Source organism: Streptomyces sp. NPDC093064 (genome assembly GCF_044754605.1).
GTDB lineage: Bacteria > Actinomycetota > Actinomycetes > Streptomycetales > Streptomycetaceae > Streptomyces.
Genome location: NZ_JBIVPK010000005.1, coordinates 289,817 through 315,247, shown reverse-complemented (window position 1 = coordinate 315,247; position 25,431 = coordinate 289,817). Strand labels below are relative to the sequence as shown.

Sequence of the window (25,431 nt, the reverse complement as noted above, 5' to 3'; positions counted from 1 at the left end):
CACACCATGGGATCGACGACGGGGACCATCTTGACGGCCACCGCCCGCAACACCGCGGCGTGGTCCCACGGCGACTGGTTCACGAACTGCTGCAACGCCTGCATATCGCCGTCCGGCAGCCGCTCGGCCATCGGCTGGATCGACTTCCTGCGACCGTCCAGCATCAACCCGCGCAGGTAGCAGTCGCCCTTCGCCCGCTGATCCCGGCGCGGCACCGACGCGAACACCTCGGCCACGAACGCGGCCAACTCACCCCGGAGTTGCTCGATCTCCCCCAAGTCCACACGGGCAGCCTGCCGGACTCGGCACCCAAGATCAAACCAACCTAACGAAGTACTACTAGGGCCGCCGGGTTGCGGCGGCCCCTGGTCGAGGAGGCGGTCCGCATCGCCGGGCGCGAGGCGTCCGGTGGGCTCCGGAGCGGGCGGAGGACGACCCCGGCGGGTGGGCGCAAGGGTGTGGGCAACCACGAGCGGGCGGGCGGTCGTCATCGCCCCACCCGTTGTGTCAGGTTGAGGAGGTACTGCTTGCGGTCCAGTGGGTTGTGGTCGGTGCGTGGGCGTTCGGGGACCGTGTCGCCCGTGACCGGTGCGTAGTGGTCGAAGGCGCTCTCCAGGTCCCCCTCGCCGCGGGTCAGCCCCGGCAGGCGCTGCTCCAGCGCGTGCACCCGGGCGGCCGGGACGCCGCCCTCCAGGAGGCACACGGATCCGTGGGTGACGGTCGTCCGCGGCACGGCCCGCAGTGCGGACAGCACCGGCAGCAGGGCGCCGAGGGTGTCCGCCGGGGCCTCGACGCGAAAGCGGTGCACCGGCTCGTGGACCAGCGTGCCCGCGCGGCGCAGCGCTTCCATCAGCACCAGCGGGGTCAGGCCCCGGAAGTCGGCCCCGGTGCTGGACATGCTCTTGTCGAAGCCCTGGTGGGCGTGGCTCTGCCGGGGGCAGTAGCCGCAGTGGGTCAGGGTGACCGTGCAGTCGGTGACCTGCCAGCCGTGCAGCCCCTGCCCGAGGGCCTCGCGCACAGTGTCCTCCACCGCCTTGAAGAAGGCATACGGCATCGAGCCCAGTTCGACCTCCAGCCGGAAGTCCACCCCGGAGCCCGCCGGCGCGGGGTCGACGCGCAGCCCGACGGTGGCCAGGAAGGGATTGCCGTCCTTCTTGATGAACTCCGCGGCCGCACCCGTGCCCACCGGCCGCTCGACGCACAGCGGGGTGGTCTCCCGGAAGGTGACACGCAGCCCGAACTCGTCGGCGAGCGTGGCCTGGAGGACCTCCTTCTGCACCTCCCCGTACAGGGACACGGAGGTCTCCTGCCGTCCCTCGTCGTGGCGCAGCCCGATCAGCGGGTCCTGCTCGGCCAGCCGGGTGAGCGCGAGGTGCAGGGCCCCGCCGCCCACGTTGGGGCCCGGTACGACGACGGTCTCCAGGGTCGGCGGCGCGAAGAAGTGCTCGTAGGCCTTGCCGGGTTCGCCGACCGTGTCGCCGATCCGGATGTCGGCCAGGCCCCACAGTCTGGCGATGCGGCCCGCGGACACGGCGTCGGCACGGACCTCGGTGCCGTGATCGAACACGCCGATCGCAGTGACCCTGCCCTCCGTGCGGGCCTCTCCGTAGGGCACGCGGTCCCGTACCCGGAGGGTGCCGGAGAACATCCGCGCGTAGGCCACCTTCTCCCCCGCGAGGCCCCGCTCGACCTTGAACACGGTGGCCGAGACGGGCCCGTCGGGGTCGCCGCCCGCGGCGGGCAGCAGTTCCTTGACGCCGCCGATCAGCGCGTCCACTCCGGCACCGGTGATCGCGGAGCCGAAGTACACCGGGTGCACGCGTGCCTGCCGGGTCTGGGCGGCGAGGGCGGCGCGCAGGCGGTCGCCGCGGAGGGTGCCGTCGACGTACGCGGCCAGCAGGTCGTCGTCGTGCCCGGCGAGGACGTCCGGCGCGGACGGGCCGAGGCCGGGCACGAAGCGGGCCTCGCGGGCGCCGATTCCCGTCACCCGCCCCATGGGCACGACGGCCGGTGTCAGCCGCCGGGCGACGGCACTCAGCAGTTCCTCCTGCCGGGCGCCCCGCCGGTCGATCTTGTTGACGAAGAGCAGGGTCGGGATGCGCAGCCGCCGCAGGGTGCGCATCAGGACACGGGTCTGCGCCTGGACGCCCTCGACGGCGGAGACCACGAGTACCGCGCCGTCGAGCACGCCCAGCACCCGCTCCACCTCGGCGATGAAGTCGGGGTGGCCGGGGGTGTCGATGAGGTTGACGGTCACGTCGTCGACCGGGAAGGAGACGACGGCGGACTTGATGGTGATACCGCGCTGCCGCTCCAGCGCGAGGGTGTCGGTCCGCGTACTGCCGGCGTCGACGCTGCCGAGCGCGTCGATCACCCCCGCGGAGTGCAGCAGCCGTTCGGTCAGACTGGTCTTACCCGCGTCGACGTGCGCGAGAATGCCGAGGTTGAGCAAGTGCACAGGGCGTCATGTCCTTCTTGATGGCGGGGATTCCTTCCGGGGTGGACATGGACGCTGTGCGCATGGATGCTCCTCGTTCGGTGACGGCGTGGCGACGTGCAGTGCAGCAGAGCCGGAACGCCGGGGCAATGGATTAACGGTCAACAAAGCCCGTCGCAGCACTCGCCGCCGCCCTGACGCGGCCATAGAGTGACGTACACCACATGGTCGACGACATTTCCCCCACCCACGCCCATATGGCCCCGGAGGGAACATGACCCATATCTCGGTCACGGTGGACGGCACGGCCTACGAGGACGAGGTGGAACCCCGTCTGCTCCTGGTCCACTATCTGCGCGACCGCCTCGGACTGACCGGTACCCCGATCGGCTGCGACACCTCGAACTGCGGAGCCTGCACGGTCGAGTTGGACGGCGCGAGCGTCAAGAGCTGCACGGTGCTGGCCGTCCAGGCGGACGGCGGCGAGGTGACCACGGTCCAGGGACTGGCCAGGGACGGCGAGTGGACGGAGCTGCAGCGCGCGTTCCACGAGCGGCACGCGCTGCAGTGCGGCTACTGCACCCCCGGGATGATCATGGCCGCACGCGATCTGCTGCGCGAGAACCCCCACCCCGACTCCGACGAGGTGCGCAAGGCGCTGGAGGGCAACCTGTGCCGGTGCACCGGCTACCAGAACATCGTCCGCGCGGTGCTCGCCGTCGCCGAGGGGGAGACGGCCTCCGGTGAGCGGACCGGGGCCGCCCAGGAGGTGACGGCATGACCGACCAGGCCGTCGAACGCGAGGTCGGCCGGGCCCGGCTCCGCAAGGAGGACGCCCGGCTGATCACCGGGCAGACCAACTGGACCGACAACATCACCGTCACCGGACTGCTGCACCTGGCCATCCTGCGCAGCCCCATGGCGCACGCCCGCATCGAACGGATCGACGTCTCCCCCGCCCTCGAACGCCCCGGTGTCGTCGCCGCCTTCAGCGGCCGCGACCTCGCCGGGGGACTGGGGTCGCTGCCCTGCGCCTGGCCGGTCACCGAGGACATGGTGCTGCCGGACCATCCGCCGGTCGCGGTCGACGAGGTGCGCCACGCCGGTGACCCGGTGGCGGTCGTCGTGGCCCGCGACCGGTACGCGGCGGCCGACGCGCTGGAGGCGATCGAGGTCGACTACGAGCCCCTGCCGCCGGTCCTGGACCTGGAAGAGGCGCTCGCCGAGGACGCCCCGCTGGTCCACGCCGACAAGGGCACCAACCGCGCCTATGTGTGGCCGCTGAGGACCGGCGAGGACTTCGAGGCGGTCAAGCAGCGCGCCGACGTCGTCCTCAAGCGCCGCTACCGGCAGCAGCGCCTCATCCCCAACGCCATGGAGCCGCGCGCGGTCGTCGTCACCCCGCTGGCCGCCTCCGGGGAGTTCACGGTGTACTCGGCGACGCAGATCCCGCACATCCTGCGGATCATGCTCTCGGTGGTCACCGGCGTACCCGAGCACAAGCTGCGGGTGATCGCCCCCGACGTGGGCGGCGGCTTCGGCTCCAAGCTCCAGGTGTACGGCGAGGAGGCCATCGCGGTCGAGGTCGCGCGCAGGCTGGGACGGCCGCTGAAGTGGACCGAGTCCCGCTCCGAGGGCTATCTGGCCACCCACCACGGCCGCGGCATGATCCAGGACATCGAGATCGCCGCGACCCGAGAGGGCCGGCTGCTCGGTCTCAAGGTCGACCTGATCGCCGACATGGGCGCCTATCTGATGCTGGTCACTCCCGGCATCCCGATCCTGGGCGCCTTCATGTACCCGGGGATCTACAAGATGGACTCCTACGAGTTCCACTGCACCGGCGTGTTCACCACCCGCACCCCGACCGACGCCTACCGCGGCGCCGGGCGCCCGGAGGCCACGTACGCCATCGAGCGGTCCATGGACGAACTCGCCGCCGAGGTCGGTCTGGACCCGGTGGAGGTGCGGCGGCGGAACTGGATCCGGCACGAGGAGTTCCCGTACGCCTCGATCGCGGGCCTGACCTACGACAGCGGGAACTACGAGGCGGCCACCGACAAGGCACTCGCCCTGTTCGGGTACGACGACCTGCGCGCCGAGCAGCGCAAGCGCAACGAGCGCGGGGACGGCGTGCGCCTGGGCATCGGCGTGTCGACGTACACGGAGATGTGCGGGCTGGCACCGAGCCGGGTGCTGCGGGACCTCAGGTACTCGGCCGGCGGCTGGGAGGCGGCGAGCATCCGCATGCTGCCCACCGGCAAGGTCGAGGTGGTCACCGGCACCAGCCCGCACGGGCAGGGGCACGTGACCTGCTGGAGCCAGATCGCCGCGGACGTGCTGGGCGTGCCGTTCGAGGACGTCGAGGTGCTGCACGGCGACACCCAGGCGGCCCCGCAGGGCATGGACACCTACGGCTCGCGCTCGCTGGTCGTGGGCGGGTCGGCGGTGCACCGCGCCGCCGAGAAGGTGGTGGACAAGGCGCGGAAGGTCGCGGCGCACCTGCTGGAGGCCAGTGAGGACGACCTGGAGTTCAGGGGCGGCGTGTTCTCGGTGAAGGGCTCGCCGGAGGCACGCAGGACCATCCAGGAGATCGCCTTCGAGACGTTCACCTCGCACGACGTGCCCGACGGCATGGAACCCACCCTCAACTCCGAGTACCTGCTCGACCCGGAGAACTTCTCCTACCCGCACGGCACCCATCTGTGCGCGGTCGAGGTCGACACCGAGACCGGGCAGACCCGTATCCGCTCCTACGTCTGCGTGGACGACGTCGGCCGGGTGATCAACCCGGTGATCGTCGAGGGGCAGGTGCACGGCGGACTGGCCCAGGGCATCGCGCAGGCGCTGTACGAGGAGGCCGTGTACGACACGGAGGGCAACCTGGTCTCCGGCACGATGGCCGACTACCTCGTGCCGTCGGCGGCGGACCTGCCCGAGTTCGTGACCGACCGGACCGAGACGCCCGCGGTCTCCAACCCGCTCGGCGCCAAGGGCGTCGGCGAGGCGGGCACCATCGCCTCGACGCCCGCCGTCGTCAACGCGATCGTGGACGCGCTGCGCCCGCTGGGCGTGCACGACGTGCGGATGCCGTGCACCCCCGAGCGGGTCTGGGAGGCCGTACGGTCCGCCCCGCCGGCGCGGCCCGCGCAGAAGGAGGGCTCGGCATGATTCCCCCCGCATTCGACTACGCCCGCCCGACCAGCGTCGACGAGGCCGTGCGCACCCTCGCCGACGCGGGCGAGGACGCGAAGGTGCTGGCCGGCGGGCAGAGCCTGCTGCCGCTGCTGCGGCTGCGGCTGGCCTTTCCCGAACTCGTCGTCGACATCGGGCGGATCCCCGAGCTGCGCGGGGTCCGCGAGGACGGCGGCACGCTCGCCATCGGCGCGCTGACCACGCACCACGACGTCGTCCACGACCCGCTGGTGCGGCGGCACGCGGGCCTGCTGGCCCAGGCCACCGAGACGGTCGCCGATCCCGCCGTACGGCACCGGGGCACCCTCGGCGGCTCGCTCGCGCACGCCGACCCGGCCGGGGACCTGCCCGCGGTGGCGCTGGCGCTGGACGCCGAACTGGTCGCCGAGGGGCCCGGCGGGCGGCGCACGATCCCGGCGCGCGAGTTCTTCGCCGACTATCTGCAGACCGCGCTGGCGCCCGACGAGCTCCTGGTGGAGGTGCGGGTGCCCAAGCGGGAGGGCTGGGGCTACCGGTACGAGAAGTTCCACCGGGTGGCGCAGTCCTGGGCCATGGTCGGTGTGGCCGCGCTGGTGCGCCGCGACGACGGGCGCATCGCGGAGACGCGGATCGGGCTGACCAACATGGGCGCGACCCCGCTGCGGGCCGCTGCGGCGGAGGAGGCGCTGGCCGGTGCCGGGGACGCCGACGCGGTGGCGCGGGCGACCCAGTCCGCGGCGGAGGGCACCCGGCCCTCGCGGGACGCGTCGGCCTCGCCCGAGTACCGGGCGCACCTCGCGCGGGTGCTGACCAAGCGGGCGGTCCTGGCCGCCGCCGGAATGGGGTGAGCGCCGATCACTTCCATGGACAGCCCCGAGCAGGTGCGCTCCCGTCTGGAGCAGACCGGCTACCTCGTCGACGACGGGCTCGCCATCGCCTGCTTCCTGGCGCTGCGGCTGCACCGGCCGGTCTTCTGCGAGGGCGACGCGGGCGTCGGAAAGACGGCGCTCGCCTCCGCCCTCGCCGAGGCGCTCGACGCGCCGCTGATCCGGCTCCAGTGCCATGAGGGGATCGACGCCTCCCAAGCTTTGTACGACTGGGACTTCCCCCGTCAGCTGCTGCATCTGCGGGCCGCCGAGGCCGCCGGGGTCAGGGACGCGGAGCGGCTGGAGCGCGAGCTGTACGACCGGCGGTTCCTGGTCGCCCGGCCGCTGCTGAGGGCTCTGCAGACCCAGCCGTCGGTGCTGCTGGTCGACGAGATCGACCGGGCCGACGACGAGTTCGAGGCGTTTCTGCTCGAGGTGCTGTCGGAGTTCCAGGTGACGATTCCGGAGCTGGGCACGCTGCGGGCCGAGGTGCCGCCGGTGGTCGTCCTGACTTCCAACCGCACCCGCGAGGTGCACGACGCGCTGAAGCGGCGGTGCCTGTACCACTGGTTCGACCATCCGGGCTTCGGCCGCGAACTCGCCATCGTCCGGCGCAGGTTGCCGCGGGTGTCGGCGCGGCTCGCGGAGCAGGTGACCACGCTGGTGCAGGCTCTGCGCGCCGAGGACCTGCTCAAGCCTCCGGGCGTGGCCGAGACGCTGGACTGGGCCCGCGCCCTGGACGCCCTCGGCGCGAACGAGCTGGACGCGGAGCTGGCGGTGGCCACCCTGGGATCGGTGCTGAAGTACCGCGCGGACACGGACCGGGCCCGCGGCCTGGACTTCGCGGCGGTCCTCGCGGGACGAGGAGCGTGATCGGCGTGGCCGGGGAACGACGGGGACACCCCGAGGTACGCGTAGGCGCCGCCGCCCAGGGCGGCGGCGCGGGACGCGACGCGGACGCCGGGGCGGGCGGACGCGGCGAAGACCCCGGTCCGGACGGGACCAACGGCCGAAGCAACGCGCCGGACCCACGAGACGCCAGGACGGGCAGGCGTGACGAAGACCCCGGGCCCAACAGGCCCGACAGCCGAAGCAACGCACCGGACCCGCGAGAGCACCAGCCCGGCAGCCGTACCACCGCGAACGTCGCGGGCGGTGGGTGTGGTGAAGGGTGTCGGCCGGGGGGCGACGCCGCGTTGCTGGGGTTCGCGCGGGCGCTTCGGGCTGCCGGGGTCGCGGCGAGCGCCGAGCGGGTGCATGCCTTCCTGCGGGCGGTGGACGCCCTGCGCCCCGGGCTGCGGACGGACGTGTACTGGGCGGGCCGGGTGACGCTGTGCGGAGACCGGGACGACCTGGAACGCTACGAGCGGGTGTTCGCCGCGTACTTCGGCACCGACGGGACGCCGGCCCGCCCGGCCCGGACCGCTCCCCCGCCCCGGCCGCGGCCGGTCCTGAGGGAGGCGCCCGGCGGGTCGCGCACCGGGCCGCCCGGCGAGGAGCGGCAGGGGCCGCCCACCGCGACGCTCGCGAGCTCCGCCGAGGTGCTGCGCCACCGCGACGTGGCGGAGCTGGACCCCGCGGAACGCGCGCAGGTGCGCCGGCTGCTCGCCGCGTTCGCGCTGCGCGGGCAGCCGCGGCGCACCGCGCGGCGGCGGCCGGCCCGGCGCGGGGACGTGGACCCGCACCGCACCGTGCGGGAACTGCTCCGGCTGGGCGGCGAGCCGGCGCTGCTGCGGCGGCACGCGCGCGCGGAGCTGCCGCGGCGGGTGGTGCTGCTGGTCGACGTCAGCGGATCGATGGGGCCCTACGCCGACGCCCTGCTGCGGTTCGCGCACGCCGCCGCCCGGGGCCGGCGCACGGAGGTGTTCACCATCGGCACCCGGCTGACCCGGGTGACCCGGGAGCTTTCGCACCGCGACCCGGACCTGGCCATGGCCGCGGTCGCCGAGGCCGTGCCCGACTGGCGCGGGGGCACCCGCCTGGGTGAGCTGCTGCGGGAGTTCCTCGACCGCTGGGGCCAGCGGGGCATGGCGCGCGGCGCCGTCGTGGTACTGCTGTCCGACGGGTGGGAGCGCGGCGACCCGCACCTGCTCGCCGCCCAGATGCGGCGCCTGCACCGGCTCGCGCACCGGGTGGTCTGGTCCAACCCCCGCAAGGCGCGCCCCGGCTACGCGCCACTCGCCGCCGGTATGGCGGCGGCGCTGCCCAGCGTTGACGACTTCGTCGAGGGTCACAGCCTGGCCGCGTTGGAACGTCTGGCGGCGGTGGTGCAGGGCGCCGGCACGGACGCGGCCGGCCAGGTGCCGGGGTCGTGGGAGAGGAGCTGAGCGTGCGGGACATTCTTCCGGTACTGGAGCGGTGGTACGCGGCGCGGGTGCCGTTCGGCCTCGCCACCGTCGTCACGGTCAGTCGCAGCGCGCCGCGCGAACCCGGTGCGGCGATGGCCGTGGGGCCGGACGACGAGGTGGTGGGGAGCGTGTCCGGGGGGTGCGTGGAGGGGGCGGTGTTCGACCTGGCCCAGGAGGTCGCGGCCGGCGGCGAGGCACGGGTGGCGACCTTCGGCTACAGCGACGAGGACGCGTTCGCGGTGGGGCTCACCTGCGGTGGTGAGATCTCCGTGCTGGTCAGGCAGGTGACCCAGGAGTCCGACCCGGCCTTCGGCGCGGTCGCCGCGTCCGTCGCCGCGGGCGACCCGGTGACCATGGCGACCGTGGTCGACGGACCGGCCCCGCGCGGGGCGACGCTCGCGGTGTGGCCACACACGGTGGCGGGCACGCTGGGAGCGGCCGGCCTGGACGTGGCGGTGACCGCCGACGCCCGCGGCGAACTCGCCCAGGGTGCCACCGGACTCAGGCACTACGGTGCGCGCGGCGAGCGCCGCGAGGACGCCGTCACGGTGTTCCTGCACTCCTTCGCCCCGCCGCCGCGGATGCTGGTGTTCGGCGCGATCGACTACGCGGCCGCGGTGGCCCGTATCGGCGCCTTCCTCGGCTACCGCGTCACGGTGTGCGACGCCCGCCCGGTGTTCGCCACGCCGAAACGCTTCCCCGAGGGGGTGGAGGTGGTCGTGGACTGGCCGCACCGCTACCTGCACGGCACGGACACCGACGAGCGCACGGTGATCTGCGTCCTGACCCACGACCCGAAGTTCGACGTGCCGCTGCTGGAGGAGGCGCTGCGCCGGCCCGCCGCCTACATCGGCGCGATGGGGAGCCGCCGTACCCACCACGACCGGCTGGAGCGGCTGATCGACGCCGGCCTGACGGAGGACGAACTCGCCCGGCTACGGTCCCCGGTGGGCCTCGATCTCGGAGCCCGTACCCCGGAGGAGGTGGCCGTGTCCGTCGCGGCCGAGATCGTCGCGCTGCGCTGGGGCGGCACCGGTACGCCCCTGACCGCGACCGCCGGAGCCATCCACGCGACCGGCTCCGCCTGAGTCCGCCTGAGTCCGCCTGAGTACGAGGAGAAGTCATGGAACTGAACCACGAGTTCACCGTGCCCGTGCCGGTCGACGACGCCTGGCGGGCGCTCCTGGACATCGAGCGGGTGGCGCCGTGCCTGCCGGGGGCCACCGTGCAGGAGTACGACGGCAAGACCGTGACCGGTTCGGTCACGGTCAAGCTGGGGCCGATCACGGTGGCGTACAAGGGGACGGCGGTCTTCGAGGAGCAGGACGAGACGGCGCACCGCATGGTCCTCGTCGCCAGCGGCCGGGAGACGCGCGGGCAGGGCACGGCGCGGGCCACCGTCACGGGCACGCTCCAGGAGCGTGACGGCGGCACGGCGGTGGCGGTGCGGACCGATCTGACGGTGACCGGCCGCCCGGCGCAGTTCGGGCGCGGGGTGCTGGCGGAGGTGGGCGACCGGCTGGTGGGGCAGTTCGCCGACTGTCTTTCGCAGCGGCTCGCCGAGACGCCGCCCGTGGCCGCCGAGGGCGCCGCCGGGAGCGCCCCGACGGAGGTGCGCGAGGAGCCCGCGGAGCACGCGGCGCGGTATGCGGAGCCGGAGCCGCTGGATCTGCTGCGCACCGCCGGAGTACCGGTCGCCAAGCGTGCCGCCGTGGCGGTCGGCGCCGCCCTGGCGGTGGCGCTGCTGGTCGTGGGCGTTCGCCGGCTCCGGCGCCGCTGACCGGACGGCCACTCGACTCTTCTTGCGGTGCGGAGGGTGCCCGTGAGCTTCGATCAGTCCCTCGTTGCCACTGTGACCTGCTGTTCCGACTTGTTCCGGGTTTCTCGCGGGTTTTCCGGATTCGGTGGTGTGAGGCTGCGTGGGAAGGGTACGCGCGCCATCAACGGATGAGGCATGCATGGCCTCCGCAGCACATGTGCCGCACATCCCAGTGGGAAGGAGGTCCGTGAAAGCGCACACTCGTAGCGCCCGGGCCGCCGCCACGCATCGAGCGGCCCGGATCTCGCCGAGAAGTCGGAAACGAGAAAGGGAAGAGTGACCCCGGGGCAGCCCCTGAATCAGGGGCTGCCCTCCTGCGTGGTCACGCCGTCGCACGGCACCGCGTGGCACGGGCGCGTCACGGGGTCCGGCGTGGCAGCCGGTGCAGTTCCACGTCGGTCAGACGGCCGCGGGTGACGGTGGCCGTCATGTAGGTGCAGTGGGGCTGGCGGCGGCGGTCGGTCGGGGAGCCCGGGTTGAGCAGGCGCAGACCGGAGGGCGCGGTGGTGTCCCAGGGGATGTGGCTGTGGCCGAAGACCAGGACGTCGAGGCCGGGGAAGCGGGCGGCGCAGCGGGCCTCACGGCCCTGGGCCGGTCCGGTCTCGTGCACGGCGCCGAAGCGCAGCCCGTCCAGGTCGGCCTCGGCCACCTCGGGCAGGCGGGCGCGCAGTTCGGGGCCGTCGTTGTTGCCGTACACGCCGATCAGGCGGCGGCTGCGGCTCTCCAGCAGGTCGAGCGTGGCGGCGTCGGCCCAGTCCCCGGCGTGGAAGACGACGTCGGCGTGCGGGAGTTCGGCGAGCAGCCGCGGGGGCAGTTCCTTGGCGCGCTTGGGCAGATGGGTGTCGGACATCAGCAGCAGACGCACGAGGTCAGCGTACTGCGGGGGCCGAGGCGGCGACCCGGGGCAGACCTTCAGCCGAAACTGTTCAGTCCAGACTGGACAGTTCCGTCGTGGCGGTTCTACGGTGCTGTCATGGATCACAAGGCCGACGAGATACCGCCGGGCATCTCCGCCTCCGCCGCGCGCGCCGCCCGCGACCTGCGGGTGGTGTTCAGCCGGCTGCGGCGCCGGATCCGTGAGGTCGCGCGGGACGAGGATCTGACCCCGCCGCAGGTGTCGGCACTCACCCTGGTCGGCAAGCACGGCGCCGCCACGGCCAGCGCGCTGGCCGCCACCGAGGGGGTCCGGCCGCAGTCCATGGCCGCCACGCTCGCCGCCCTGGAGCGGCACGGGCTCATCCTGCGCAGCCCCGACCCCGAGGACGGACGGCGCCAGCTCGTCACCCTGACCGAGGGGGGCCGCGCGCGCATCGCGGGCGACCAGCAGAGCCGCGGGGAATGGCTGACCCGGGCCCTGCAGGACCGCTACACCGAGGCCGAACGCGAAACGCTCCTCGAGGCCTTCGCCCTGCTGGAACGGCTGTCCCAGCCCTGACAAGCACCCCGCCAGAAAAGCTCACCCCCCGAAAGGCCTGCCCCCCCATGGCACTCACCGCACTCGACCCGCGCACCGCACTCGTCGTGATCGACCTCCAGGCCGGCATCGTCGCCGCGCCCACCGTCCCGCACTCCGGCGCCGAGGTGCTCTCCCGCACGGTCGGGCTCGCCGACGCCTTCCGCGCCAGGAACCTGCCCGTCGTCCTGGTCCGGGTCTCCTTCGCCGCCGACTTCGGCGACGTGCCGCCCGGCCGCACCGAGGCGGTGCGCTCCGGCGGTGGCGCGCGTCCGGAGGGCTGGGACGTGATCGTTCCCGAGCTGGCGGGGCACCCGGGCGACATCACCGTCACCAAGCACAACTGGGGCGCCTTCCACGGCACCGACCTCGATGTGCAGCTGCGCCGCCGCGGGGTGACGCAGATCGTGCTGGCCGGCATCGCCACCAGCATCGGCGTGGAGTCCACCGCCCGCGCCGCCCACGAGCACGGCTACCACGTCACCCTGGCCACCGATGCCATGAGCGACATGGACGCCGAGGCCCACCGGGGCAGTGTGGAGCGGATCTTCCCGCGTCTGGGCGAGACCGGCACCACCGCCGAGGTCCTCGAACTGCTGGCCAAGACGCACGGCTGACGCGGCGAGGCGCTCCGCACCGCCTCACCGACCGTCTCCCCGGGCCCCGGGCCCCGTGGCCCGGGGCCCTCACCCGGACCCGGCGACTCAGTCCTCACCCCGCACTATGTTCGACTCGTTGCCCGTGCGGTCCTGCTGGGGGCCGCCGCGGCCCTCGAGCGCGGGGAGGCAGGTGCGCACGCCCTCCTCCCGCGGACGGCGGGCCTGCGCCCAGCCCGTCTCGGGGTGCCGGACACGGTGCTTCTCGCTGGTGTGCGCGGTCACGACGCCTCATCTTCCTTCTGCGTCAGGTGCTGTGGAGCGGCTCCCACCAAAACGCCGTGCTCCAAACCAGCCGAGTCCCCGGAATGGGCCCCGGTAAACGCCTGACCTGCACCCTGACCCTGGTCACCTGCCACCGGAGCCCCCACTGCCGAACGCGCCGCCGGAGCCCCCGTCCCAGCGCGGGCGGGCCTGGTCCTCGCTGCGCCTGCCGCCGGACGAGCCGAGTTCGTGCGGAGTCAGGCGGCGGCCGGTCTCCTCGGTGCGGGGCACCTCGGCCGGCTCGCGCCGCCGGCGAACCTCGTGGACCGGCCCGGAATCCGGCAGTGTCGGACGCTCGCCGCCCCGGGGAGTCCTCGGCTCGCCCTGCTTGACCCTGATGCCGAGCCGGACGGCCCACACCAGGACTGCCGCGATCACCAGACCGCCGACGACGATGACGGCGACCCCGGCGGCCGAGCCGGTGACGGCTGCTTCGTACCAGGTGCTGTCCATCGCCGGCGGATACCCGGGCCCGCCCGGCCGATGCGTGCCGAGCCGGCGAGGGCGTGGCGCGGGCCCGGTCGCGGGGCAGGGCGGTAGCCTCGCCGCCGATGACCGATACGTCCGAAACATCCGCGTCCGCCGCCGAGCGGCCCGCCACCCCCGCCCGCCCGTTCGGCCGGAAGCTGTTGGAGTGGGCCTCGACGACCGATCACAAGGTGATCGGCAGGCTCTACATGGTCACGGCGTTCGGCTTCTTCCTGCTGGCCGGCCTGCTGGCGATGGGAATGCGCGCCGAACTCGCCCGGCCCGGCCTGCAGTTCATGAACCAGCAGACCTACAACGAGCTCTTCACGATCCACGGCACGATCATGATGCTGCTCTTCGCCACGCCCATGTTCGCGGGCTTCACCAACGCGGTGATGCCGCTCCAGATCGGCGCCCCGGACGTGGCCTTCCCCCGCCTGAACGCCCTGTCGTACTGGATGTACCTCTTCGGCGGGCTCATGGTCGTCTCGGGATTCCTCGTGCCCGGCGGCGCGGCGGCCTTCGGCTGGTTCGCCTACGCGCCGCTGAACAGCGCCTACTACTCCCCCGGCGCGGGCGGCGACCTGTGGGTGATGGGGCTGGTGGTGACGGGCGTGTCGACGACGCTCGGCGCGGTCAACTTCATCGCCACGATCACCACCCTGCGCGCGCCGGGGATGACGATGTTCCGGATGCCGATCTTCACCTGGAACGTGCTGTTCACCTCGATCCTGGTGCTGCCCGCCTTCCCGGTGCTGACCGCCGCGCTGCTCGCCCTGGAGGCGGACCGCAAGTTCGGGGCGCACGTCTTCGACGCGGCCAACGGCGGGGCGCTGCTGTGGCAGCACCTGTTCTGGTTCTTCGGCCATCCGGAGGTCTACATCGTCGCGCTGCCGTTCTTCGGGATCGTCAGTGAGATCGTCCCGGTCTTCTCCCGCAAGCCGCAGTTCGGGTACCTGCCGATGATCGGGGCGACCATCGCGATCACCATGCTGTCCGCGGTGGTGTGGGCGCACCACATGTTCGCGACGGGCGCGGTGCTGCTGCCGTTCTTCTCGATCATGTCGTTCCTGATCGCGGTGCCCACCGGGATCAAGTTCTTCGCCTGGATCGGGACGATGCGGGGCGGCTCGCTGTCGTTCGAGACGCCGATGCTGTGGTCGTGCGGCTTCCTGGTGTCGTTCCTGCTGGGCGGGCTCAGCGGGGTGCTGATCGCCTCGCCGCCGCTGGACTTCCACGTGACCGACTCGTACTTCATCGTGGCGCACCTGCACTACGTGCTGTTCGGCACCGTGGTGTTCGCGATGTTCGCGGGTTTCTACTTCTGGTGGCCCAAGCTCACCGGGAAGATGCTGGACGAACGGCTTGGCAAGATCCATTTCTGGCTGCTGTTCCCCGGCTTCCAGCTCACGTTCCTGGTGCAGCACTGGCTCGGCGCGGAGGGGATGCCCCGCAGGTACGCCGACTACCTGCCCGCCGACGGCTTCACCCTCCTGAACACACTCTCCTCGGCGGGGGCGTTCCTGCTCGGCGCGTCCACCCTGCCCTTCCTCTACAACGTCTGGCACACCTCGCGCCATGGACGGCGGGTCACCGTGAACGACCCCTGGGGGTACGGGCGCGCCCTGGAGTGGGCGACCTCCTGCCCGCCACCGCGGCACAACTTCGACGCGCTGCCCCGGATCCGCTCCGAGGCCCCCGCCTTCGACCTGCACCACCCCGACATCGTCCAGCGGGCGGAACTGGAGGGACGCCGATGAAGGTGGAAGCCCTGCTCTTCGGCGGCGTCGCACTCTTCTTCGGCGGCACCGCCGCCCTGTACGGCGTCTGGTCGGGCGAGCCGGCCGGCACGGCGGCGCTGGTCATCGCCTGCGGAATGGCGGCGCTGGTCTCCTTCTTCTGCCTGATCCAGTACCGGCGCAAGGGGGTGCGCCCGCAGGACCGCCGCGAGGCCGAGGTCGCCGACGCCGCCGGGCCGCTGGAGTTCTTCCCGCCCGAGAGCACCTGGCCGATCACCACCGCGCTGGGCTTCTCGGTCAGCGCGCTGGGCGTGGTCTACGGGCTGTGGCTGTTCCTCATCGGTCTCGGGGTGCTGGTGCGGGGGGTGGCGGGGATGGCGTTCCAGTACGTACACCGGGGCGAGTGACCACCGGTCCCGCCGGGGCTCCGGGGCGGCGCGACTCGACGGGGCGGTGGTCGCTCTCGTAGCCCCCGGCGATGGACTGCCGCACCTCGCCGGTCTCCTCGCCCTCGGCGAGGACCTCCTGCTCCTTGGCCAGCAGGGCGTGACACAGGGCCCGGGTGGCCAGGAAGGCGACGACGGGTGCCAGCACGAGCGAGATCCGCAGCACCCAGGTGATCGTGTTCACGGAGACCCGGAAGGTGGCGGCGATGACGTCGTTGCCGCCCTCCAGCAGCAGCACGCCGTAGAACACGAGCCCGGCGACGCCGAGGCCGGTGCGCACGGGGCGCTCCCGCGGCCGGTCGCACAGGTGGTGCTCCTGGTGCCACTCCCCCGTCAGCCACTGCTCGGCGAACGGGTACGCGTACAGGACGGCGAACAGCAGCCCCGGCAGGACCACCGCCGGCAGGAAGGCGTTCCACATGATCGTGTGCCCGGCCACGTTCGTCTCCCAGGCCGGCATCAACCGCAGCGAGCCCTCCAGGAATCCGACGTACCAGTCCGGCTGGGAGCCCGTGGACGCCTGGTCCGGCTGGTAGGGGCCGTACGTCCACACCGGGTTGATCTGGGCGATCCCGGCGAGCAGGAACAACACGCCGAAGACGGTGAACTGCAGGCCCAGCGAAGAGGCGGTGAACTCGGGGAAGAGCGGTTTGCCCCGCACGTTGCGATTGCTGCGCCCCGGGCCGCGCCACTGGGTGTGCTTCAGGTAGAAGACGAGGATCAGGTGCACGACGACCAGCCCGATCAGGACGCCCGGCAGCAGCAGGATGTGCAGGCTGTACAGGCGGGGGATGATCTCGTGCCCCGGGAACTGGCCGCCGAACACGAAGAAACTGGCGTAGGTGCCGATCACCGGCAGGGACAGCATGATCGCGTGGGCGATGCGCAGCCCGGTGCCGGAGAGCAGGTCGTCGGGCAGGGAGTAGCCCGCGAAGCCCTCGGCGATGGCCAGGGCGAACAGCGTGACCCCGATGACCCAGTTGATCTCCCTGGGCCTGCGGAAGGCGCCGGTGAAGAAGATCCGCAGCAGGTGCGCGCCGATCGCGGCGACGAAGACGAGCGCCGCCCAATGGTGGGCCTGGCGCAGCAGCAGCCCGCCGCGGATGTCGAAGCTGATGCGCAGGGTGGAGTCGAACGCCTCCGACATGAGCACCCCGCGCAGCGGCGTGTACGACCCGGAGTAGGCGACCTCGCGCATGCCGGGCTGGAAGAACAGCGTCAGCCATACGCCGGTCAGGACCAGCAGGACCAGGCTGTACAGAGCGAGTTCGCCGAGCAGGAACGACCAGTGCTCGGGGAACGCCTTGCGCATCAGCCCGCCGCCCTCGGACAGCGGCAGCCGGGCGTCCAGGAAGCCGGTGAAGCGCTCACCGGCCCCGGCGCCGCGTACGGGGCGCCCGCGCCGTGCCGGGCTCACGGCTCCTCCGCTCCGCCGCCCTCGTCCCGGCCGCCTTCGCCCGCCTCCGGGGCCGACCGCGCGGCCCTCTCCACACCGGCCTCGATCTCGGTGCGCGGCTTGCCCTCGTCGCTCGCGTACTCGCTCAGGGCGGCCTGGAGGTCACGGGCCAGGTCCCGCCAGGCCCGCCACGCCGTCTCGTACGTCTCGCTCTGCGTTCCGGTCCACTGCGCCTGCGCGGGCGGTCCGTAGTTCTGCCGCAGCTGCTCGACCCGGTCGTGTGCCTCGTCGGCCGCCCGCTGCTTGGCCACGAGCTCTTCGAAGGTGTGTGACACAGCCCAGGACCCTAAGCACGACCGGCGCACGCGGCGGTCCCGACCTGCCGGGCGGGGACACGGCGCACCCGTGTGGCGGGTCGCGGGGCCGCGGGCGGTCTCAGAGCGCCAGCTCGCTCCACACCTGCTTGCCGCCGCCGGCCGGCACGGTGCCCCAGGCCGCCGACATGGCCTCGACGAGGAGGATGCCCCGGCCGCCGGTGGCCTGCCAGCCGATGCTGGTCGGCTTGACCGGGGTGCGGGGCGAGGCGTCGGCGACGGCGACGCGCAGCCGCCGGTTGACGAGGGTGAGGTCCAGGCGGACCTGGCCGTCGGTGTGCACGAGGGCGTTGGTGACCAGCTCGGACACGACGAGGAGCACGGCGTCGGTGTCTTCCGTGACGCCCCAGGAGCGCAGGGTGCGCCGGGTGAAGCGGCGGGCGTGCCGGACGGCCTCGGGCACCCGCCACACCGACCAGCTCTCCCTGAGAGGGCGTACGGCCATGCCGTCGTAGCGCATCAGCAGCAGCGCGATGTCGTCGTCGCGGCGCACGCCGGTCAGCAGGACGTCGGCGACCAGGCCGAGGTGGGAGGGGTCGGCGGCGGCCAGGTCGCGGGCGAGTCGGGCCATGCCCTCGTCGATGTCGGCGTCCGCGGACTCCACCAGCCCGTCGGTGGTCAGGGCGAGCACCGTGCCGGGTTGCAGGCGCAGCGGGGTCATCGGGAAGTCGGCCTGCGTCAGTACGCCGAGCGGGGGCCCGCCCTCGGCCTCCGCTATCTCGGTGCGGCCGTCCGGGTGGCGCAGCACCGGCGGGGGGTGTCCGGCGCGTACGCACCAGGCAGAGCCCTGCTCCATGTCGACCTCGACGTAGGCGCAGGTGGCGAACAGGTCGGTCTCCATCTCCAGCAGGAGGCGGTTGGCGTGCGAGACCACCACGTCCGGCGGGTGGCCCTCGGCGGCGTAGGCGCGCAGGGCGGTGCGCATCTGGCCCATCAGGGTGGCGGCGCCCGCGTTGTGGCCCTGCACGTCGCCGATGACGAGGGCCACGTGGTGGTCGGGCAGCGGGATCACGTCGTACCAGTCGCCCCCGACCTCCAGTCCGGCGGTGGCCGGCAGATAGCGGGCCACCGCCTCGGCACCGGGCAGTTCCGGCAGTCGGCTGGGCAGCAGGGTGCGCTGGAGCATGCCGACGAGTTCGTGCTCGGCGTCGAAGGCGCGGGCGCGCAGCAGGGCCTGCCCGGCCAGGCCCGCCGAGGCGGTGAGCAGGGCGCGTTCGTCGGGACCGAAGTCGTGCGGGGTGTCCCAGCCGATCAGGCAGGCGCCCGCCATGCGGCCGGCCGCGGGCAGCGGCAGCACCGCGAGGCCGCCCGGGCCGACGTCGGCGAGGGCCGGTTCGAGGGTGGCACCGGCGGGCCAGATCTGGGCGCGGCCCTCGCGCAGGGCGGCGGCCAGGGTGGGCATGGCCCGCACCGGCGCGTCCGGCCACTCGGTGCGCCACTGAAGGCGCCACAGCTCGGGCCAGGCCTCCGGTTCGGGCGGGTCGAGGACGGTGACGACGAGCCGGTCGTTCTCCAGCTCGGCCAGCGCGATCCGGTCGGCCCGCAGCGGTGCGCGCAGCGCGGCCACCACGGCCTGGCCGACGTCCCGGACGGTGCCCGCGGTCGCCAGGGCCGCGGCGAGCCGCTGGACGCGGGCGACGTCGTTGACGCCGGGGCGCAGCGTGGAGGCGTCGGCGACGGTGCCGACCAGGCGGGCCGGGCGGCCCTCGCCGCCGGGCAGCAGCCGTCCGCGCAGCCGCAGCCACCTGGGTTGGCCGCCCGGTCGCAGGGCGCGGAACTCCAACTCGCGCTCGCCGATCGACATGTGGTCGGCCTCGACCACGGACATCAGGGACGGCAGGTCCTCCGGCACGGTCAGCGCGAGCAGCGTCTCCACCTTGCCGTCGAAGCCGGACCGGCCGATGCCGAACAGGTCCAGGATGCGATCGCCGACCTCCACGCGCCCGCTGTCCATGGCGAGGCTGAACGCGTCCGGCGGCAGCTCCTCGCCCTGGGCGGCCTCCGCGGCGTCGGGGCACGCGACGGCCTTGGCGATCAGTTCGAGGCACGCCCGGTCCTCGCCGTCGAAGCCGCCCGGCTCGTCGGTGACGGCGAGCAGCACGCCGCCGTCCGGCCCGCGCAGGGGTAACGCGGCCAGGAAGAAGACGTCTCCGGCCGGCATCCGCCGGAAGTCGGCGGAGCCGGCGAGCTCCTCGGGTCGCAGCCACACGGGCCGGCCGGTGCGGCATGCGTCGGCCGCCGGGGACCGTCCGGCCAGGGGGTAGCTGTCCCGCAGCCCGTACAGGGTCCGTGGGACACCGACCGACTCGGACACGCACAGCACCTCGCCCGTCGCGGCACGGACGTAGACGCCGGCGAACGCGGCCCCGGTGAAGACCAGGGCCTGCTCCAGCACGCGGCGCAGCCGGTCGGCGGAGGCCGGTGCGGAGGCGAGCGTTCTGAGAGCGAGTTCGGCCCGCGGGGTTCTCGTTCTTCGTGCAGTAGCGCCCTCACTGACCACATTGGTCATTACAGCGTGTATCGGACGTTTACGCAGCCCCTGTGACAGTTCCGGGAGTTCCGGGGTGGACGATGCCCGAAAGGTTCGACCGTGTGGCGGAGCGCACGGCTGTCGGACGACGGATCGGTCCGGCCCTCCGCCGGGAGGGCCGGACCGATCCACTGACCGGCAGGCACCGCCGGCCGGAAGGCCGGTCGGTGGCGTGGGGGGAGCCGGTCAGCGGCCCGGGGCGAGCGACTCAGGGGGTAGCCGCCCGGGGGCCGTTCAGGGGGTCCGGGTGCGCCCGGAGCCGTACGCGGGGCCGGACTGCTGGTCACCCGCACCGGACTGGCCGGCGGACCGGTTCGCGCCGGACTGGTCGGCACCGGACTGCTGGTCGCTCGCGACTCCCGCGTCGCCGGCCGCGTCGCCGCCACCGCCGCCCGCGCCAACCGTCGCGCCCGTCGCCTGGAGGGCGGTGGTGACCGGCTGGAAGAAGGTCTCGCCGCCACGGGTGCAGTCGCCGCTGCCGCCCGAGGTGAGGCCGACCGCGCCGCCGTCCTGTGTGAACAGGGGGCCACCGCTGTCGCCGGGCTCGGCGCAGACGTTGGTCTGGATGAGGCCCGTGACGGTGTCGACACCGCCGGTCTCGCTCTGGAAGTTGACGGTGGCGTCGAGGCCGGTGACCGTGCCGTTGTGCAGTCCGGTGGTGCTGCCCATGCGGAACACCGTCGCGCCGACGGTGGCCTCGGCCGCCCCGGTGATCTCGACGCTCTGCCCGTTGCCGACGTCGACCGCGCTCGGTGCCTGCGTGTTCGGGTCGTCGTACGTGACGAGGGCGAGGTCGCTGCCAGGGAAGGTGGCCTGGTCCACCGTGGCCACCGGCGCGCCGTTCTGGGAATCGGACCACTGCTCGGCCGCGACGCCGCAGTGCCCGGCGGTCAGGAAGGCGGGGCTGCCGTCGCCCGCGGTGACGTTGAAGCCGAGGGAGCAGCGGACGGTGCCGCCCTGCGTCCGGGAGAAGATGGCGTCGCCGCCGGAGGCGAAGGTCTTGAAGGTGCCGGCGGACTTCTTCAGGGTCGCCATGCCGGAGCCGAGGACGCGGACGGTGGACTGGAGCCTGTTCCAGTTGGCGCCGGTGACCGTGCTGTCGGCGGTGACCACGACCTTGTTGGTGCGCGGGTCGACGGCCCAGGAGGTGCCGGGGATGGTGGCATCGGCCTTCAGGGTCCGCGCCGCGGACTTCAGGGCGGCGGTGCTGTTGCCGACCTGGCGGACGGTCACGCCCGCCTTCTTCGCCCGGAGGACCATGCCGGCGTCGCCGCCCGCCACGTTGACGACGAGCCGCCGTTCGGCGCTGTCGTAGTAGGAGCCCGCGAAGGAGTCCCCGAGCTCCGTGGCGAGCCGCGCGGAAAGGCCCGAGGCGTCCGCGGCCCTGAGGGTCCTGGGAGTGGCGTCGTCCGCCGCGCCGTCCTGGGAGGCGTTGGCGTTCGGGAGCAGCACCGCCACCGCACCCAGCGCCACCACGCCGCCCGCCGCTATCGCGGCCTTGCGCTTCGGAATTCGCTTGTGACTCAAACTTCTCGACCTCCTGGGGACGGGGCCTGCACCGCCGTCCGGTGGCGGTTGGGGGACGCCTGGACGGCTGTTGGTACGCAGGGGGCAGGCACCGCGTTCAATCCCGATCGCCAACTCGTCACGAGCCATGCTGAATCGGTCAACTCCCAAGCTCAGCAGGGGCTGAGGGAACGCTCCGCGACCGCACGGCGACGGTCGGTTGCGAACAGGAAGTGGAATTCGGGCTTCAGCAAATCTGCACATCGAATGCCCAACGAAGTCACCACGGTCGGAGGATCTGCACAACGGCGCGTCCCCTACGAGGGCTTCGGCGCCCGGTTCCGGACGCACCGGCGCAGGGGCAAGGGAGGCGGTGCGCCGATGCGGTGCGGCGTGTGAAGAAGTCGCCGCCATGCCGTTGCCGAGCCTGCACGCTTCTCCGGTCGCACCGACAAGTGCCCTGGTGGGGGCCCTGGTTGAGTGGAAGCGACGGGCCGCACCGTGCTTACATCCATCGCAGCGCGGGACCCCAGCCGGGCGCTCGGGAAACGGGGCCCGGTACCCACGCTCGCGGCCGTCTTTCCCCGAAGAAGGCCGCTCCCCCCTTGTGAGACATCCATATGAAGGGACGTTCCATCATGAACTCCACCCCCCAGGTTGAGACCGTCGAGATCTCCGACGCCGAGCTCGACAACGTCTCCGGCGGTCTGTCCGTGAACGCTCTGGGCACCGCCACCGGCCTGGTGGACAGCGTTGTCCCGGTCTCCGGCGTGGTGGACACGGCCGTCGGCACGGTCGAGGGTGCCACCGGTCTGAGCACCGCCCCGGTCGCCGGCCTGGTCGCCGGTCTCTGATCGCACCTCGTCGCCGCGAGTCCCGGAACCGCACGCCGGTTCCGGGGCTCGCGGTTGCCGCAGGAAGCCGTAACGTGCAGTTCCGACAACAGGCACTCGCCAAGCTCCAGTCGCCGGAAGAACTCGACCTCCCGGTGCGGCTCGCCCGCCCCCAGGGATGGCTCGCCCTGTCCGTCACCCTCGTCGCCATGGCGGCCGCGTCCCTGTGGGCCGTGACCGGATCGGTGGCGTCGACCGTCGGCGCGCCGGCCATCCTCACGCACGGGCAGGGCAGTTACGTCCTGCAGAGCCCGGTCGCCGGACAGGTCACCGCGGTCCTCGCCAAGGAGGGCGAGCGGCTGCCCGCGAACTCTCCCGTGCTCAGGGTGCGTACCGGCCAGGGCGAGGAGACCGTGCGCACGGTCGCCGCCGGCCGGATCACCACGCTCGCCGCCACCCTCGGCCAGATCGTGTCCACCGGCGCGAACGTCGCCGCCGTGGAGAAGGTCGCCCGCGCCTCCGACCCGCTGTACGCGACCGTGTACGTGCCCGCCGAGAACGCCGCCGCCATTCCCGCCGGCGCCTCGGTCGACCTGACCGTCTCCTCGGTGCCCGCCCAGCGCTACGGCGTGCTGCGCGGCCATGTGAAGACGGTGGACCGGTCGGCCCAGTCCGCCCAGCGGATCGCCGCCTTCCTCGGGGACGGCCAACTGGGCGAGCAGTTCACCCGGAAGGGCCGGCCCGTCGCCGTACTCGTACGGCTCGACATCTCGTCCGCGACGGAGAGCGGCCTCGCGTGGTCGTCCGCCGGCGGGCCGCCGTACCGGCTCGACTCCATGACCCCGGCCGCCGCCTCGATCCGGCTGGCCGACCAGCGTCCCCTCGATTGGCTGCTGCCGTGACCACCACCCAGGAGACCCGCGGCCGCCGGCGCGCCGCCCGGCCCGGACGGCCCGTCCCCAAGGCACGGGGCGGGACCGTCCGCACGCCCACCGTGCTCCAGATGGAGGCCGTGGAGTGCGGGGCCGCCTCGCTCGCCATGGTCCTCGGCCACTACGGCCGCCATGTCCCCCTGGAGGAGCTGCGCATCGCCTGCGGCGTTTCCCGGGACGGCTCACGGGCGAGCAACCTGCTGAAGGCGGCCCGCAGTTACGGTCTGACGGCCAAGGGCATGCAGATGGACACCGCCGCGCTCGCGGCGGTGAAGGCGCCCGCCGTCCTCTTCTGGGAGTTCAACCACTACGTCGTCTACGACGGCATGGGCCGCCGCCTCGGCCGGCGCGGGGTGTTCGTCAACGACCCCGGCAAGGGCCGCCGGTTCGTGCCCATGGAGGACTTCGACACCAGCTACACCGGTGTCGTGCTGGTGACGGAGCCCGGCGAGGACTTCGAGCGGGGCGGCCGCAAGCCCGGAGTCCTGGGCGCCCTACCGGCCCGGATGCGCGGCACCGCGGGGACGATGCCGGCGGCGGTGCTGGCCAGTCTGCTGCTGGTCGTGGTCGGCGCGGCGGTGCCCGCGCTCAGCCGGACCTACATCGACACCTATCTGATCGGCGGCCAGACCTCGCTCCTGGGCGTGCTGTTCGCGTCGATGGGCGCGTGCGTGCTGCTCACCGTCGTGCTGACCTGGTTGCAGCAGGCCAACCTGCTGCACGGGCGCGTCATCTCCTCCACGCTCGCCAGCGCCCGCTTCCTGCGGCATCTGCTGCGGCTGCCGGTCACGTTCTTCGCCCAGCGCAGCCCGGCCGACCTGGTGCAGCGGCTGGCCTCCAACGACCAGGTGGCCGAGACACTCGCCCGCGACCTGGCCGCGGCCGGCGTCGACGCGGTGGTCGTGGTGCTGTACACGCTGCTGCTCTACACCTACGACCCGCAGCTCACGTTCGTCGGCATCGGCGTGGCCCTGCTGAACGTCGTGGCGATGCGGGTCGTCGTACGGCTGCGCGCCACCCGGACGGCGAAGCTGCGCGCGGACAACGCCCGGCTGACCAACACCGCCTACACCGGGCTCCAGTTGATCGAGACGATGAAGGCGACCGGCGGCGAGGACGGCTACTTCCGCAAGTGGGCCGGACAGCACGCCGCCACCCTGGAGGAGCAGCAGCGGCTCGGGGTGCCGAGCGCCTGGCTGGGCGTGGTCGCACCGGCGCTCGCCACGCTCAACAGCGCGCTGATCCTGTGGATCGGCGGGATGCGGGCCGTCGAGGGGCACATCTCGGTCGGACTGCTGGTCGCGTTCCAGGCGCTGGTGACCCGGTTCACCGCGCCGCTGACCCGGCTCAACGGCGTCGCGGGCCGCATCCAGGACTTCGCGGCGGACGTGGCCCGGCTCAAGGACGTCGAGAACTTCCAGGCCGACCCCCTCTACACCCGCCCCGGCGGCGGGGACTCCACCCGCCGGCTGCACGGGCACGTGGAGCTGGAGAACATCAGCTTCGGCTACAGCCCGCTGGACAAGCCGCTGCTGACCGGCTTCGACCTGACCGTCGGACCGGGCCGGCAGGTGGCGCTCGTCGGCGGCTCGGGCAGCGGCAAGTCGACGGTCTCCCGCCTGATCTCGGGCCTGTACACGCCCTGGGACGGAGTGATCCGCATCGACGGGCAGCGTCTGGAGGACATCCCGCGCGGGGCGCTGGCGGCCTCCGTGTCCTTCGTCGACCAGGACGTGTTCCTCTTCGAGGGCACGGTCCGCGACAACGTGGCCCTGTGGGACCCGTCGATCCCGGACGACGCCGTGGTGGAGGCGCTGCGCGACGCGGCCCTGTACGAGGTCGTGACGCGCCGCCCCGGCGGCATCCACAGCGGGGTCGAGCAGGACGGCCGCAACTTCTCCGGCGGGCAGCGCCAACGCCTGGAGATCGCCCGCGCGTTGGTGCGCCGGCCCAGCATCCTCGTGCTCGACGAGGTGACCAGCGCCCTGGACGCCGAGACCGAGCAGGCCGTGATGGACAACCTGCGGCGGCGCGGCTGCGCCTGCGTGGTGATCGCGCACCGGCTGTCCACCGTGCGCGACAGCGACGAGATCGTCGTGCTCCAGCACGGCACGGTCGTCGAACGCGGGCGGCACGAGGACCTGGTGGCGCGCGGCGGCGCGTACGCGGCGCTGGTCAGGGAGCGGTGAG

General features: G+C 73.0%; 23 protein-coding genes. 14 read left to right on the top strand and 9 right to left on the bottom strand.

Features of this window, described 5'->3' with window-relative positions:
- Positions 1–284 (bottom strand): transposase (locus tag ACIQFZ_RS09540; protein WP_402690953.1); only part of this gene is annotated, 284 nt, incomplete at its 3' end.
- Between the two features lie 203 nt (positions 285–487).
- Entirely contained in the window at positions 488–2,458 is a 1,971-nt protein-coding gene (locus tag ACIQFZ_RS09535; RefSeq protein WP_402690952.1) for a GTP-binding protein, read from the bottom strand.
- A 253-nt stretch (positions 2,459–2,711) separates the two neighbouring features.
- Between ACIQFZ_RS09535 and ACIQFZ_RS09530 the strand changes: the two genes are divergently transcribed.
- The 7 genes from ACIQFZ_RS09530 (at position 2,712) to ACIQFZ_RS09500 (ending at position 10,605) form a co-directional block, all read left to right on the top strand.
- A complete protein-coding gene (locus tag ACIQFZ_RS09530) occupies positions 2,712–3,218 on the top strand; it encodes a (2Fe-2S)-binding protein (protein WP_402690951.1) in 507 nt (168 codons plus the stop codon).
- Positions 3,215–5,608, top strand: coding sequence for a xanthine dehydrogenase family protein molybdopterin-binding subunit (locus ACIQFZ_RS09525; protein ID WP_402690950.1), 2,394 nt, complete (start codon positions 3,215–3,217; stop codon positions 5,606–5,608). The genes ACIQFZ_RS09530 and ACIQFZ_RS09525 overlap by 4 nt, the downstream gene beginning before the upstream one ends.
- Positions 5,605–6,459: a xanthine dehydrogenase family protein subunit M gene (locus ACIQFZ_RS09520; RefSeq protein ID WP_365418028.1), complete on the top strand. Its 855-nt coding sequence runs from the start codon at positions 5,605–5,607 to the stop codon at positions 6,457–6,459. Before ACIQFZ_RS09525 ends, ACIQFZ_RS09520 begins: the two co-directional genes overlap by 4 nt.
- 15 nt (positions 6,460–6,474) lie before the next feature.
- On the top strand, positions 6,475–7,350 hold the full coding sequence (locus tag ACIQFZ_RS09515) for an AAA family ATPase (RefSeq protein ID WP_402690949.1): 876 nt from the start codon (positions 6,475–6,477) through the stop codon (positions 7,348–7,350).
- A gap of 323 nt (positions 7,351–7,673) precedes the next feature.
- Positions 7,674–8,804: a VWA domain-containing protein gene (locus tag ACIQFZ_RS09510; protein ID WP_402690948.1), complete on the top strand. Its 1,131-nt coding sequence runs from the start codon at positions 7,674–7,676 to the stop codon at positions 8,802–8,804.
- A 2-nt stretch (positions 8,805–8,806) separates the two neighbouring features.
- Positions 8,807–9,913 (top strand): XdhC/CoxI family protein, encoded by a 1,107-nt coding sequence (locus ACIQFZ_RS09505; protein WP_365775721.1) that lies wholly within the window; start codon positions 8,807–8,809, stop codon positions 9,911–9,913.
- Between the two features lie 35 nt (positions 9,914–9,948).
- Complete coding sequence (locus ACIQFZ_RS09500; RefSeq protein ID WP_376652843.1) at positions 9,949–10,605, top strand: SRPBCC family protein; 657 nt, start codon at positions 9,949–9,951, stop codon at positions 10,603–10,605.
- A gap of 397 nt (positions 10,606–11,002) precedes the next feature.
- On the opposite strand, the gene ACIQFZ_RS09495 is transcribed toward ACIQFZ_RS09500, so the two are convergent.
- Positions 11,003–11,509 carry a metallophosphoesterase family protein gene (locus ACIQFZ_RS09495; RefSeq protein WP_402690947.1) on the bottom strand — a complete coding sequence of 169 codons (507 nt, stop codon included), beginning with the start codon at positions 11,507–11,509 and terminating at the stop codon, positions 11,003–11,005.
- Positions 11,510–11,617: 108 nt separating this feature from the next.
- Here ACIQFZ_RS09495 and ACIQFZ_RS09490 point away from each other — a divergent pair, with 108 nt between their 5' ends.
- Positions 11,618–12,079 carry a MarR family winged helix-turn-helix transcriptional regulator gene (locus tag ACIQFZ_RS09490; RefSeq protein ID WP_402690946.1) on the top strand — a complete coding sequence of 154 codons (462 nt, stop codon included), beginning with the start codon at positions 11,618–11,620 and terminating at the stop codon, positions 12,077–12,079.
- Between the two features lie 47 nt (positions 12,080–12,126).
- Entirely contained in the window at positions 12,127–12,714 is a 588-nt protein-coding gene (locus tag ACIQFZ_RS09485; protein ID WP_365418007.1) for a hydrolase, read from the top strand.
- 87 nt (positions 12,715–12,801) lie between these two features.
- Here ACIQFZ_RS09485 and ACIQFZ_RS09480 read toward each other — a convergent pair whose 3' ends face one another.
- Positions 12,802–12,978 carry a hypothetical protein gene (locus tag ACIQFZ_RS09480; protein ID WP_383058672.1) on the bottom strand — a complete coding sequence of 59 codons (177 nt, stop codon included), beginning with the start codon at positions 12,976–12,978 and terminating at the stop codon, positions 12,802–12,804.
- A gap of 123 nt (positions 12,979–13,101) precedes the next feature.
- On the bottom strand, positions 13,102–13,470 hold the full coding sequence (locus ACIQFZ_RS09475) for a DUF6479 family protein (protein ID WP_383058671.1): 369 nt from the start codon (positions 13,468–13,470) through the stop codon (positions 13,102–13,104).
- 98 nt (positions 13,471–13,568) lie between these two features.
- Between ACIQFZ_RS09475 and ctaD the strand changes: the two genes are divergently transcribed.
- Positions 13,569–15,245: a cytochrome c oxidase subunit I gene (gene ctaD / locus ACIQFZ_RS09470; RefSeq protein WP_365417999.1), complete on the top strand. Its 1,677-nt coding sequence runs from the start codon at positions 13,569–13,571 to the stop codon at positions 15,243–15,245.
- On the top strand, positions 15,242–15,631 hold the full coding sequence (locus tag ACIQFZ_RS09465; RefSeq protein WP_365417996.1) for a cytochrome c oxidase subunit 4: 390 nt from the start codon (positions 15,242–15,244) through the stop codon (positions 15,629–15,631). The genes ctaD and ACIQFZ_RS09465 overlap by 4 nt, the downstream gene beginning before the upstream one ends.
- Here the strand turns inward: ACIQFZ_RS09465 and ACIQFZ_RS09460 are convergent.
- The 4 genes from ACIQFZ_RS09460 to ACIQFZ_RS09445 all read right to left on the bottom strand — a co-directional run bounded on the left by ACIQFZ_RS09460 (position 15,561) and on the right by ACIQFZ_RS09445 (position 21,497).
- Positions 15,561–17,087: a cytochrome bc complex cytochrome b subunit gene (locus ACIQFZ_RS09460; RefSeq protein WP_383058670.1), complete on the bottom strand. Its 1,527-nt coding sequence runs from the start codon at positions 17,085–17,087 to the stop codon at positions 15,561–15,563. The two genes, ACIQFZ_RS09465 and ACIQFZ_RS09460, sit on opposite strands and share 71 nt — an antisense overlap.
- Entirely contained in the window at positions 17,084–17,401 is a 318-nt protein-coding gene (locus tag ACIQFZ_RS09455) for a WXG100 family type VII secretion target (RefSeq protein ID WP_365417993.1), read from the bottom strand. Before ACIQFZ_RS09455 ends, ACIQFZ_RS09460 begins: the two co-directional genes overlap by 4 nt.
- Positions 17,402–17,501: 100 nt before the next feature.
- A complete protein-coding gene (locus ACIQFZ_RS09450) occupies positions 17,502–19,949 on the bottom strand; it encodes a SpoIIE family protein phosphatase (RefSeq protein ID WP_402690945.1) in 2,448 nt (815 codons plus the stop codon).
- A gap of 255 nt (positions 19,950–20,204) precedes the next feature.
- A complete protein-coding gene (locus tag ACIQFZ_RS09445; protein ID WP_383058668.1) occupies positions 20,205–21,497 on the bottom strand; it encodes a S1 family peptidase in 1,293 nt (430 codons plus the stop codon).
- 617 nt (positions 21,498–22,114) lie between these two features.
- Here ACIQFZ_RS09445 and ACIQFZ_RS09440 point away from each other — a divergent pair.
- From ACIQFZ_RS09440 to ACIQFZ_RS09430, 3 genes are all read left to right on the top strand, one after another.
- Complete coding sequence (locus ACIQFZ_RS09440) at positions 22,115–22,330, top strand: type A2 lantipeptide (RefSeq protein ID WP_365417985.1); 216 nt, start codon at positions 22,115–22,117, stop codon at positions 22,328–22,330.
- A 74-nt stretch (positions 22,331–22,404) separates the two neighbouring features.
- Positions 22,405–23,211 (top strand): HlyD family efflux transporter periplasmic adaptor subunit, encoded by an 807-nt coding sequence (locus tag ACIQFZ_RS09435; protein ID WP_402690944.1) that lies wholly within the window; start codon positions 22,405–22,407, stop codon positions 23,209–23,211.
- Positions 23,208–25,430: an NHLP family bacteriocin export ABC transporter peptidase/permease/ATPase subunit gene (locus ACIQFZ_RS09430; protein ID WP_402690943.1), complete on the top strand. Its 2,223-nt coding sequence runs from the start codon at positions 23,208–23,210 to the stop codon at positions 25,428–25,430. Before ACIQFZ_RS09435 ends, ACIQFZ_RS09430 begins: the two co-directional genes overlap by 4 nt.
- Position 25,431 lies beyond the last annotated feature (1 nt).